10 protein-coding genes and 3 pseudogenes are annotated in these 10,949 nt (G+C 51.3%); 7 read left to right on the forward strand and 6 right to left on the reverse strand.

Annotated elements, in window-relative coordinates:
* Positions 1 to 336: 336 nt before the first annotated feature.
* A complete protein-coding gene (locus JCM13995_RS11105) occupies positions 337 to 645 on the reverse strand; it encodes a helix-turn-helix domain-containing protein (RefSeq protein WP_054665645.1) in 309 nt (102 codons plus the stop codon).
* A gap of 343 nt (positions 646 to 988) precedes the next feature.
* Here JCM13995_RS11105 and JCM13995_RS11110 point away from each other — a divergent pair, with 343 nt between their 5' ends.
* The 3 genes from JCM13995_RS11110 to JCM13995_RS17830 all read left to right on the forward strand — a co-directional run bounded on the left by JCM13995_RS11110 (position 989) and on the right by JCM13995_RS17830 (position 3,389).
* Positions 989 to 1,540 (forward strand): hypothetical protein, encoded by a 552-nt coding sequence (locus JCM13995_RS11110; protein WP_156314458.1) that lies wholly within the window; start codon positions 989 to 991, stop codon positions 1,538 to 1,540.
* 473 nt (positions 1,541 to 2,013) lie between these two features.
* A complete protein-coding gene (locus JCM13995_RS11115) occupies positions 2,014 to 3,045 on the forward strand; it encodes an AAA family ATPase (protein ID WP_156403558.1) in 1,032 nt (343 codons plus the stop codon).
* Between the two features lie 194 nt (positions 3,046 to 3,239).
* A complete protein-coding gene (locus tag JCM13995_RS17830; protein WP_225350865.1) occupies positions 3,240 to 3,389 on the forward strand; it encodes a tyrosine-type recombinase/integrase in 150 nt (49 codons plus the stop codon).
* 118 nt (positions 3,390 to 3,507) lie between these two features.
* Here the strand turns inward: JCM13995_RS17830 and rpsD are convergent, their stop codons facing one another.
* Positions 3,508 to 4,119, reverse strand: a complete 612-nt coding sequence (gene rpsD / locus JCM13995_RS11120; protein ID WP_054665656.1) for a 30S ribosomal protein S4 — start codon at positions 4,117 to 4,119, stop codon at positions 3,508 to 3,510.
* Between the two features lie 174 nt (positions 4,120 to 4,293).
* Positions 4,294 to 4,776: a free L-methionine (R)-S-oxide reductase MsrC gene (locus JCM13995_RS11125; RefSeq protein ID WP_054665659.1), complete on the reverse strand. Its 483-nt coding sequence runs from the start codon at positions 4,774 to 4,776 to the stop codon at positions 4,294 to 4,296.
* A 183-nt stretch (positions 4,777 to 4,959) separates the two neighbouring features.
* Between JCM13995_RS11125 and ezrA the strand changes: the two genes are divergently transcribed.
* Positions 4,960 to 6,663, forward strand: a complete 1,704-nt coding sequence (gene ezrA, locus JCM13995_RS11130; protein WP_054665662.1) for a septation ring formation regulator EzrA — start codon at positions 4,960 to 4,962, stop codon at positions 6,661 to 6,663.
* Between the two features lie 58 nt (positions 6,664 to 6,721).
* Here ezrA and JCM13995_RS11135 read toward each other — a convergent pair whose 3' ends face one another.
* The 3 genes from JCM13995_RS11135 to JCM13995_RS11145 are packed head-to-tail and all read right to left on the reverse strand — an operon-like array spanning position 6,722 to position 8,082.
* The gene (locus tag JCM13995_RS11135) at positions 6,722 to 7,240 is read right to left on the reverse strand and encodes an anti sigma factor C-terminal domain-containing protein (RefSeq protein WP_156314459.1); all 519 of its coding nucleotides are present in this window, start codon (positions 7,238 to 7,240) and stop codon (positions 6,722 to 6,724) included.
* The gene (locus JCM13995_RS11140) at positions 7,155 to 7,631 is read right to left on the reverse strand and encodes a sigma factor regulator N-terminal domain-containing protein (protein WP_054665669.1); all 477 of its coding nucleotides are present in this window, start codon (positions 7,629 to 7,631) and stop codon (positions 7,155 to 7,157) included. Before JCM13995_RS11140 ends, JCM13995_RS11135 begins: the two co-directional genes overlap by 86 nt.
* Positions 7,621 to 8,082 (reverse strand): RNA polymerase sigma factor, encoded by a 462-nt coding sequence (locus tag JCM13995_RS11145; RefSeq protein ID WP_054665673.1) that lies wholly within the window; start codon positions 8,080 to 8,082, stop codon positions 7,621 to 7,623. The genes JCM13995_RS11140 and JCM13995_RS11145 overlap by 11 nt, the downstream gene beginning before the upstream one ends.
* Before the next feature lie 167 nt (positions 8,083 to 8,249).
* Between JCM13995_RS11145 and JCM13995_RS11150 the strand changes: the two are divergent.
* From JCM13995_RS11150 to JCM13995_RS11160, 3 pseudogenes are all read left to right on the forward strand, one after another.
* Positions 8,250 to 9,403: pseudogene (locus JCM13995_RS11150) on the forward strand (cysteine desulfurase family protein).
* Positions 9,404 to 9,439: 36 nt separating this feature from the next.
* A pseudogene (gene thiI, locus JCM13995_RS11155) lies at positions 9,440 to 10,656 on the forward strand (tRNA uracil 4-sulfurtransferase ThiI).
* Between the two features lie 13 nt (positions 10,657 to 10,669).
* Positions 10,670 to 10,949 (forward strand): annotated as a pseudogene (locus JCM13995_RS11160) (hypothetical protein); the annotation flags it as partial.

The following is a 10,949-nucleotide window of genomic DNA, read 5'->3' on the forward strand; positions in this document are numbered from 1 at the left end:
AGTTTGATTCGATCAGATTCCTTGCTGCTTTGGGTAATTCAGGGAGACATTTTGGGTATAGAAAAAGCATTTGACCTAGGCCAAATGCTTTTCCATGTTTGATATAAGGCTTGTGATTGAGAATTACAGTTTCTGGAATTGAGATGAATAGAACGGTCAATTTATATCCATCGCTATCAAGATAATCTGACGAAATTTTTGATGGCTGGTTGATGATGAATGATTGAGTTAAGACTAATTAGGATTGTTAGTGCACGGGGATGCACACAGGTCGGTTGGTCACAAATACATAAAATAACATGAATAGCTTTTTGAGGGGGGCTTATTGTGGGCCCTCTATTTCATTAACGTTAAGATAGCCCGAATCTTATTTTGACGTTCATTGTCTGGCATAGTCCGTAACATCCCCCAGAGTTCTTCTTCTAAATCGTCCATAGGAAAATGACCAAATATCGAACTGAGGTCCATATCAAGTGCGTTTAGCACATCCATCAATTTATCCAACTTTATTGATTGAACTGTTTCGCGTTCAAGACGGGAGATGAAGGTAACGGAAGCACCACTTCTTTCGGCGAGCTGTTCAATTGTCAAATGTTCCTCACTGCGTCTCTGTCGTACTTGAATGCCTAAGTTTTTGGGAACCATTACAATTACCACCTTCCTATTTAAAAAAGTTTGGCGATGTGTAATCTAATAATAAATATCTGCAAAAACCTATATTATAAATTTAGTTACTTTGAGACACGTTTATGATATTCTTTTGGTGTCTAAATACGGGAATAGGGGCTTGTAAACGCGAACAATTAAGAACGGAGGAGCGTGATGAAGAAACGGTGTTGGGGACTATTTATACTTTTATTGGGGGCTATAGTCGTTGGAGTCAGTGGATGTGGTTCAGAATCTTATCTTAAAGACGTAAAGGTGACATTTGCTGGCTATCAGGGTAACGGTAGCGCAGACATTTCGGAAAAAAATCCAGTTATCAATCATGAAGCGAGTAGCAGAAAAAGAGGGTAAATCTGCTAAGGTGGATGCAGACTTGCTGAAAGCATATATAGACAAGGCTGAAACGGCAAGTGATTTGGCATCCGAGACTAACTTTGAGCAAGGCAACTTGACGAATGAACAAGCGCTCAGAGCTCAGGAATATTTAGATCATATGTACAAAACTACACTCGATATTAACCCAAGTACCAATTTGTCAAATGGCAAAAAAGTACAGGTGGTTTTGAAAGATAACAGTGAAAAGCCGTATTTTAAACCCGCTTCAAAAGACTTCAAAGTTTCTGGGTTGAAGACGCCCAAAAAGATTTCTATGAAGTCAGTACTTAATACACTTAGTTATAAGCCCGTTGGAATCAGCGGTCAGGGAAATGTAGTGATTACCGTAAAGGTTGCCAATGAAAAGAGGACAAATGTTACTCGTGCCGCTTCAGCTGCGGTGCCCGTCCGTGAATCTAAGCTGTCGAATGGTGATGAGATATCAGTAGCCGAGGAAGATGTGTTTAACCTCATAAAAAAAGAAGTATCCCCAATATAAATTCGTTAGATCACATAGCCCTGCGAAGTACTTGACTGTTAAGGGACTTGAGTCTAATGACTGGAACGTTTCAAACTTGAATGCTGTAGCTAACAAATTCCAAGGGCTAAATTTTGCGCATCGGACAGCGGAAAAGCCTAATGGTTTTACCGATAAATTTTCTGGACAATTGAGGCATGCGCTATACACAGAGAGCTTTCGTTCGCTAACGCTGATTTACGAAACACCTGCGCATAAATTCTTTACGTTTGGAATAATGGCCTTGGTAGATAAAAATAATGAACCCAAAAAAATTGATTTCCGACTACCGTACTAATGAACCGTTAGAAAACGCAATCAACAGCTATAGTCTTTTAGGACACACAGTTAGCGAAGAGTTAGATGCAGATCCGTTCAGTTCAATCCAGGAACATTCACTGAGTAGACAGTATATGTTGCATCAGGCGAAATAATTATTTCTCTTGGCGTAGGGCATGAAGGAGAGAACAATAATGGTACAGTCCTCAAGTGATATCAACATACTATATGACCATGGCCAGAATCAGCAGGCTCAGTGGCAGGCTGAAAATATTCGTTATATGAATGCTGAACATTTGAAAGTGGCATTAAGTCTTGTTTTGCAAATTTCTACGTTTGTCAAAGTCGAGGGTGAGGCACAGTCCAAACTGAAGAGGTATATTGAACAACAGTTTTTGAAGACCGAAACTGGAAAAGCATCTATGAAACGAAGACAAGATGCCAGTAATTCGCCAGCTTTACAACAGCAAAAATCAGAAATTACTAGTATGGAAAATCAGATCAAAACCTTACGAACAGGAAAACTATGGAGAACACGGTACCTGATCAAATCCTTTACGATTTTGTTTATTGTCTACTTCATAGGGTGGCTAGTGATGGTGCTTAGTGAAGCAGATTTCTTAGGTGTATTGGCGCTTGTGGGAGTGGCGATATATTTGGTTGTGGGGTGGCGTAAGCAAAAACGTGTAGTACATCAGAAAGTAATTGATCTGGAAGCAGCTGTTGATGCGAAAAAGAAACAGTATAGGCAGAGTCTTGACGAAATTCTCCAAACGTATACCCAAGAAATTTCAGCGTATAGCAAGCAGCTGAAGGGAGACGTTGAGTATGAGGATTTACTCTCAAAGTTATGGCAAGCCAATAAAGATCGTGTATCCACGCAAAAGTTTCGCAGTCAAATTCCTGAACAGTATCGAAATGACAAGGCAATCCATGAAATGATCAACTCACTAGATACTGGGGAGGCTAATAGCTGGGCAGATTTAATGGGGATTATGCGGCAACTGGATCAACAGAAGCAACACCTTGAAGAAATGCGGCGTCAGACTGCAGCGATTAGAGAAGGAAATCTTCAGAATCAGTTGAATGCCGAACGTCATGTAGCATCCATTAATCGGCTGACAGAAGAAACAAAGCGTCAGGCCGCGGAAACAAATGACCACTTGCGAGAATTGGAGGATGAAGTTCATTACCAGAATCGATACTAAAATTTAACCGATACGTAGTCCGAAGATACAAAGTCAGAGCCCTATGCTGTTATGTAAGCATAGGGCTCTTTTTGCTTGACGGGAATTACACTACTGAAAGTTGTAACGTGCAGCAACAATATTGATTGAAAAGGGATGGTTTTTTTTTCAATGAAGATGGCTTCCATCAAAGTGAATTGCTCAAACCAATCTTAATGGAGTTTGGATCACCACACACCACCATTCATGGCTTGCGTGACACGAATGCGAGCTTTTTGTTCAGCCAAGGTTTTGATATGGCAACGATGAGTAATCGACTAGGCCATGCAGATATTTCAATTACGCAAAAGTACTACATTACATAAATGCCGAAAAAAAACACGCCCAAGATGGACGTGTTGCCGAACTACTTGACCAATTATAATTGGTGCACGCTGGTAGGTCTGAGAAACGCTGTTACCACAGTGTTTCTGGTGAAAAATATTACAGCTTCTGGTTGTAGTACTCAACGACAAGGGATTCGTCGATGTCTGGTTCGAGTTCGTCACGCGTAGGGAGGCGCACATAGGTGCCTTCCTTTTTGTTGTCGTCGAAGGAGACGTATGCCGGGCGAGAAATCGTAGCGTCAAGTGCATCACTGACGATTTGCAGGTTTTGGCTGCGTTCGCGCAGGCCAATCACTTGACCAGGCTGAACTTCGTAGGAAGGAATGTCAACGCGCTTGCCATCGACCGTGATGTGGCCGTGGTTGACGAGCTGGCGTGCCTGCGGACGAGTGGTGGCCAAACCGAGACGGTAAACCAGGTTGTCCAGACGGCTTTCAAGCATGATCATGAAGTTATCCCCATGGGTACCTTCTTTAAGCTTGCCGGCGCGAATAAACAGGTTCTGGAATTGGCGTTCGTTCAGGCCGTACATCCAACGCAGCTTCTGCTTTTCAGTGAGCTGCTGACCGTATTCGGAAACCTTACGGCGGTTGTTAGCACCGTGGTCACCAGGGGCGTACGGACGACGTGCAAGTTCTTTACCAGTGCCGGAAAGGCTAAGCCCCAAACGACGGGACTGCTTCCAGCGAGGACCAGTATAACGAGACATAGGATATTTCCTCCAAGATTTTTATTTGGAGTAAAATAATGAATTGTGAATTCAGAACACGGGCAGTCGGGCTAAGCCGTTCGCTCTTGCAGCCGCGGTTACTAAGCTCTCCGATACCGGTTGCCAAACTGGAGCCGACCATTCCATTCACTGCTGCATTATTTTACACGCGCACTAGTATATCGCGGAAAGGGCCGCCGCGTCAAGGTGTTTCGCAAGCGCAGCGCCAAAGTCCGTCAGCACTTTCACGTCACTGTCGGAAAAACGGTCCAACACGGGTGAGTCGATGTCCATAATGCCGATAATGCGACCGTTGACTTGCAACGGGACCACGCATTCCGAGTTGCTGGCGGCATCGCACGCGATGTGGCCGGCAAACTCGTGCACGTTCGGTACGCGCAGCGGGGTTTGCTTCTCATAGCTGGTACCAACGACGCCGCTGCCCGGCTGAATGTGCGTGCAGGCGACTTGGCCTTGGAACGGCCCGAGGTCCAGCGAGTCGCGCCGCTCACTGTAGAGGTAGAAACCAGCCCAGTTGACCTGGTCCATTGAGTTGTAAAGCAGCGCGGCGGCGTTGCTGAGATTGGTGATCACGTTGTCCTCACCGGCCAGCAGCGCGGCGACTTGGTCAACAATCAGGGGATCGATAGCGGTCATGATGACACTCCTTTTTTAGTCAAAAGTCCTAAACGTCGCGGCTTTTCCTATTAAAAGGGTTTCATATTGCCGGCGTTTTTGAGATACTAGGAACCGAAGACGATTTTCGACACATTAATGTCAGTGTACGAGGCAGTGACAGATAATGCAACATCGGGGGTCGGCGCGGAAGGTGTAGAGAAAATGAATTGGATTATCATCGTTTTGATTATCATTGTGCTCTTAGCCTTAGGGGTATGGGGCTATCAGCTGCGCAACACGCGGCTGATCCACGAGCTGGATGCCGGGGTGGCTACGATCGATACTGGGGCGGTCCCAGGGTTGATCCGCAGTATCCAGCAGCTGAGCCTGACTGGCGATAGCCTTGAAGACTTCAAGTCCTGGTCGCAAAAGTACCAGGCGCTGGTCGACGGCGAACTGACTGAGCTCCAGACGGCGCTGCTGGACGTGGAGCAGGCGAACAAGCAGTTTAAGTTCGGTCAGGTCAAGGACGGAATGGCCAACATTGACGCTCTGCAGACTGCCGCGGCCAAAGACATGAAGCAGATCGAAAGCCACCTTGACGAGATCAAAGCCGCCGAAGCCGCAAACGCGAAGGGGCTAAAGGCGCTGCGGAACGACTATCAGGAGGCCCGCAAGACTGTGCTGGCTAAGAGCTTCGCATTTGGCGATGCGCTGCCGGCGTTGGAGGCCAGCCTGCAAGCAATCGCCTCTCAGCTGACGACGACGACCGAGGTCAACGTGGGCGGCGATCCGCGCCGGGCGCAAAACGCGCTCAAGCAGGTGAAAAACGGCGTGGCCGCGCTGAAACTGCAGGTCAAGCAGCTGCCGCCACTGGTCAATTCGGTGGTGAATGAGTTCCCCGCCCAACTGAAGGAGATTAAGACAGGCTACCAGCAGCTGACCGCACAGCACTTCATTTTCACCGAAGATGTGCCTGCGGGCGTGGCAGCGGTGCAAGGACTGGTGGATCAGGCTGAAGCGCAAATCAAGCAACTGGACGTGACGGAGCTGACCGCCAACACGGCGACTATCGCAGACAAGATCGACAGCTTGTACGCGGTGATGGAAAAAGAACTCAAAGCCAAGGCCTCAGTCTTGGATCAGAAAGAGGAGCTGCGGCAGTTCATCAATCACGCCATGCAGCAAAATCGGACGCTGAACATCGAGCTGGATCACTTAAATCAGTCCTACCAGCTCAACCATGACGAAATCAAAACGACCAACGACTTAAAGGTGCAACTTGATGCGATCGACCAGTCCTTCAATCAGGCCAACGACCAGATCGCGCAGTCAAAAGCAGTTTACTCCGATCTCTTGGCGCAATTTACTCATGACCGCACGGACCTGACCGAGATTGAAAAGAAGCAGCAGGCCATTAACGCCAGTGTCTCGGGTCTGCGTGAAACCGAACGCAAGGCGTTGAATCAAGTCGACGCGTTTGAGCGGTCGGTGCGCGACGTGCGCTACGAAGTCTCACGCCATGACTTGCCGGGGCTGCCCAAAGCTTACCGCGACTTTTTCAAGGTGGTCAGCGATGAGATCCTGCAGCTGAAGGACGACATGGATCAGGTCAAAATCGATCTGGACGCCATCGCCAAGACACTGATTAAAGTCTCCGCCGACATTGACCAGCTGAAGCAGCAAAGCCGTGACATTATCGGTGCGGCGGGGCTTTGCGAACAGCTGCTTCAGTATGCCAACCGTTACAAGACGTCACATGAAGCCGTGGCGAAGGCGATGACGGATGCCGCGGCGCTGTATGCTAAGTATGATTACCAAAGCGCCGCGGACACGATTGCGACCGCGCTGGAGCAAGTTGAGCCCGGCAGCTACAAGAAGGTTGCCGATGACTACAACGCGCAGCAGCACGATGAGCTGGTTTAACGTGCCTTTAAGATAGAAGAAAAGTGCGGCCGTCGGTGATCCGGCGGCCGCATTTGTGTTAGCGGGTGGGCGTGATGTAAGGCACGCGCGGGACTGTCACGCCAACGCTGGTGCCAGCAACGTAATCGGCGGTCGCAACCTTGGCCAGGCTCTCCGTGGTCCCGGTCAGGATCACGCCTTTGAACTTGAGCTGTTTGGCCGGTGTCTTCATGGCGTACTCGTAGGCCTGGTTGTGCTTGGCGCCGGTCCAGTACTGGCTGAGTGCCTTGCGCCAATACTTGGCCTGGCTTTGCGGTGTGGCATCACCGTTGAGCGCCATTCCGATCGGACTCTCCGCAGTTCTGGGGTGGGCAACGTCGCCGGAAATCGAGACATGCGCCGTGTCGTTGAACAGGTACGCCCAGCGCAAATTGAGACTTTTCGGCAGCAGCTGCTTTAGCGCTGCATAGGTGTAGCCGTGCTTGAAGGTGACGGCAATCTCGCCGACGTGATCAGGCAGGCTGGCGAGTGTTTCGGCCTCGTTTGGCAGGCCCTTTGTGCCAGTGTAAAAGCGCGCAATTTTTTTGCGCGGTGCCAGGCTGGAACGCTTGCCGGCCGAAGTGCTGGTCTCGGCGCTCTACGGTTTGGGCATAAAAGCTTTCGTCAAGCTGCCAGCGCAGGTTGGTGTAGTGAGACGTGTAGGTGCCCCAGGGGACGGGGTAACCATCGATGTCCTTGTATTCTTTGGTCACCACGTTGCCGCCAAAACTCGTGTCGTTTGCCAGCATTTCCGAAGAGACATTCACATTGGGTTCAGCGACCGTGTGGTAGGCGTTCAACTGGTCAAAAAGTGCGGCGCTTTGGCGGCCGGCTAATTTGTTTAGGCCCCCGTAGCCCAGTGGTACAAGGATGATCACCACGATGGCGGCAATCACCGCCATCATCAAACGCTGTTTCCACTTCGCATGACGGAGTGCTTTATCTAACATTGTTATTCCTCCCATTTGGTGCGCAGGCTTTCCCGGGCGCGGGCCAGCATTGTCTTAACGCTGGTGGGCTTGACCCCAGCAGGTGCGCGATTTCTTCATATGAAAAGCCGTAATAATACTTCAGCGCCAGTAGTTCCTGCTGGTTGTCAGGCAGAGGCGCGATCATTTCGGCAAACTGCGCTGGAGTGGCGGTGGCCGAATCAGGCAGGCGGTCCATCAGTGTTTCGCGCTGGTGTTTGCGCAGCGTGTCCAAGAAGGCGTTGAGCGCGATGCGGTAGAACCAGCCATCGAAGTTGCCCACGGAAAGGCGAGGGAGCAGGATGATGATTTTCTCGTAGGCCGTTGCCACGGCGTCTTCTGCATCAGCCCGCTGGATCCCGCGCGCTTGCAGCCGCTGCACGACCGTCTGGCCCAACGCCAGCAGGTGCTGGTCGAACTCTGATTTTGGCATCTCGCTCCTCCCTCCATGAATAAGACGTTTGAACTCCGCCAAAAGTATACAGGTTGGGCGATATTTCTCCCACTAATTTCGCCGCGGCGGCCCCAGTGGTTCATTTTCCGGTCATTATTTGGTATACTTGCATGCAGCTAAACTTACGAAAAGAAAGAATGGTCAACATGATTTATTTCGACAACAGCGCGACCACCAAGCGCTGCCAGTAGTGCTGGACACCTACCGCAAAGTTTCCGAGAATTATTTTGGCAATCCCAGCAGCCTGCACGCGGTCGGCGGCAAGGGCAATGAGGTCCTGCAAAGTTCTCGCAAGCAGATCGCGGACTTGATGCACGCCAAGCCAGACGAGATTTACTTCACTTCCTGCGGCACGGAAGGCGACAACTGGGTCATCAAGGGCACGGCCATTGAAAAGCGGCCGTTTGGCAAGCACCTGATCACCACGCAGGTCGAGCACCCGGCCGTGATCAATACGATGAAGCAGCTCGAAGAACTTGGCTTTGACGTCACTTACCTGCCTGTTGACAAGCGAGGCTTTATCAACCCCGAGGATCTGCGCAAGGCGATTCGGCCGGACACAATCCTTGTGTCTGTGATGGCCGTCAACAACGAGATCGGCGCCAAGCAGCCGATCGACGCGGTAGCCAAAATTCTGGAAGATCACCCGAGCATTCATTTTCACGTGGACGCCGTGCAGGCGATTGGCAAAGGTTTGATGAAATCGCTGCGCAACCCACGGGTCGATTTTCTGACGTTCTCCGGTCACAAGTTCCACGCGCCGCGGGGGACAGGCTTTGTCTACATCAAGGAGGGCCGACACATCGCGCCGCTGCTGACCGGTGGCGGTCAGGAGGACAACTTACGCTCTGGCACGGAAAACACGCCGGCAATCGCGGCAATGGCCAAGGCGCTGCGGCTGCTGCTGACTGATGAGGATAAGAAAGTTGCGCACCAGCAGGCCATCCGCAAGGCGATTTACGACCATGTCAGCCAGTTTGCCAACGTCACCATGTTTTCCCAGCTGACGCCGGACTTTGCCCCGCACATCCTGACGTTTGCGATTGAAGGCGTGCGCGGCGAAACGATTGTGCACGCGTTTGAGCCCCACGACATTTACATCTCAACCACGTCGGCCTGCTCCAGCAAAAAGGGCACGGAAAGCTCAACGCTGGCGGCCATGCATGTCGATGACCGCATCTCCACCTCGGCGATCCGCGTGAGCCTGGACGAGTACAACACCATGGACGAGGCCAAGGCCTTCAACCAGGCGTTCGATCAGGTCTACGCCGGTTTTGCCAAGCTGATGCCGTCCGCATAATGAGTTGCCAGAACCAGTTTAATAGGAGGAACTTTTGTGAATTACACTGAGATCATGGTGCGCTACGGCGAGTTGTCCACGAAGGGCAAGAACCGCCAGGCGTTCATCAGCCGGCTGCACGGCAACGTCACCAAGGCGCTGCACGAATTTCCCGACTTGACGATTCGCCCGAAGCGCGATCGCCTGCACATTGAGCTGAACGGTGAGGACGCGAAGGCCGTCATGGCCCGGCTGTCCAAGGTGTTCGGCATCCAGACCTATTCGCCGTCCGTCAAGGTCGAAAAAGATATGGCTAAAGTCCACGAGCGGTGTTGGACTTGATGAATGAATCCGTGCCGCAGGGGGCCAGTTACAAGGTCAACACGCGCCGGGCGGATCACACGTTTGCGCTCGACACCAACCAAATGAACCTGAACCTTGGCGACTTTCTGGTTGATCACCGGCCGGATCTGAAGGTACAGATGCACCATCCGGATTACACGCTGCGGGTGGAAGTACGGCGTGATGCAATTTACCTGTCCACCCAAACAATTCAGGGCGCTTTGGGCATGCCGGTCGGGACGGCCGGCAAGGCGATGCTGATGCTTTCCGGGGGGATCGATTCGCCGGTGGCAGGGTATTACGCCTTGAAACGCGGCGTCGATCTGGAAATGGTTCACTTTTTAAGCCCGCCGTACACGTCCGATTCGGCCTTGAACAAGGCCAAGCAATTGACCACCAAGCTGGCGCCATACGCCGGTTATATTAAGTTTATTCAGGTCCCGTTCACCGAGATTCAGGAAACGATTAAATCAACTGTGCCTGAGGGCTACCTGATGACGGTGCAGCGCCGGCTGATGCTGCGCCTGACCGAGGCGCTGGCCAAACAGCGCGGCGGGCTCGCCATTGTCAACGGGGAGTCGATCGGCCAAGTCGCGTCTCAAACCTTGGAAAGTATGGTCGCCATCAATGATGTGACCAACATGCCGATTATTCGGCCGGTGGCCACGATGGACAAAACGGAGATCATCAAGGTCGCGCAGGACATCGACACCTACGACCTGTCGATCATGCCGTTTGAGGACTGCTGCACGATTTTTGCGCCGCCGTCACCAAAGACCAAGCCGAACCTGGACAAAACACGCTACTACGAAAGCAAGCTCGACGTTGAAGGGCTGATGCAGCGCGCCTTGGACGGCGTGAAGATCACTGAGATCAAGTCGTCCGACGAGTTCATGAACCAGGACCAGGACATGATTTCAGAGCTGCTATAAAAAGGAGACCGCGATGACTGAGATCCGCTACATGAATCGGCCCGAGGCCAAGGCGTACTTGGATTGGGTCTATCCCGCCCCATATGAGTTTTACAACATCCCGGCAGAGGTCCACGCCACAGAAACGGATAACATCTTTGCCGAGGACGGGGAAGACTACTACTCCGTGCTTGAGAACGACGAGCTGATTGGCATGTACGAGTACGCGTTTCCGAGCGGCGTGATGGAAATCGGTCTGGGCCTGGCGCCGGCGTACACCGCGCCGGTCGCGGCCGCGCCTTTGTGCAGGCCGG

Origin of the sequence: Lacticaseibacillus camelliae DSM 22697 = JCM 13995 (assembly GCF_001311195.1) — a bacterium.
Classification (GTDB): domain Bacteria; phylum Bacillota; class Bacilli; order Lactobacillales; family Lactobacillaceae; genus Lacticaseibacillus; species Lacticaseibacillus camelliae.

Excerpts from the sequence above, each read along its gene's own strand:
- JCM13995_RS11105 (WP_054665645.1), bottom strand. The coding sequence starts at position 645 with ATGGTTCCCAAAAACTTAGGCATTCAAGTACGACAGAGACGCAGTGAG.
- JCM13995_RS11110 (WP_156314458.1), top strand. The coding sequence starts at position 989 with ATGAAGCGAGTAGCAGAAAAAGAGGGTAAATCTGCTAAGGTGGATGCA.
- JCM13995_RS11115 (WP_156403558.1), top strand. The coding sequence starts at position 2,014 with ATGAAGGAGAGAACAATAATGGTACAGTCCTCAAGTGATATCAACATA.
- JCM13995_RS17830 (WP_225350865.1), top strand. The coding sequence starts at position 3,240 with ATGGAGTTTGGATCACCACACACCACCATTCATGGCTTGCGTGACACG.
- rpsD (WP_054665656.1), bottom strand. The coding sequence starts at position 4,119 with ATGTCTCGTTATACTGGTCCTCGCTGGAAGCAGTCCCGTCGTTTGGGG.
- JCM13995_RS11125 (WP_054665659.1), bottom strand. The coding sequence starts at position 4,776 with ATGACCGCTATCGATCCCCTGATTGTTGACCAAGTCGCCGCGCTGCTG.
- ezrA (WP_054665662.1), top strand. The coding sequence starts at position 4,960 with ATGAATTGGATTATCATCGTTTTGATTATCATTGTGCTCTTAGCCTTA.
- JCM13995_RS11140 (WP_054665669.1), bottom strand. The coding sequence starts at position 7,631 with ATGTTAGATAAAGCACTCCGTCATGCGAAGTGGAAACAGCGTTTGATG.
- JCM13995_RS11145 (WP_054665673.1), bottom strand. The coding sequence starts at position 8,082 with ATGCCAAAATCAGAGTTCGACCAGCACCTGCTGGCGTTGGGCCAGACG.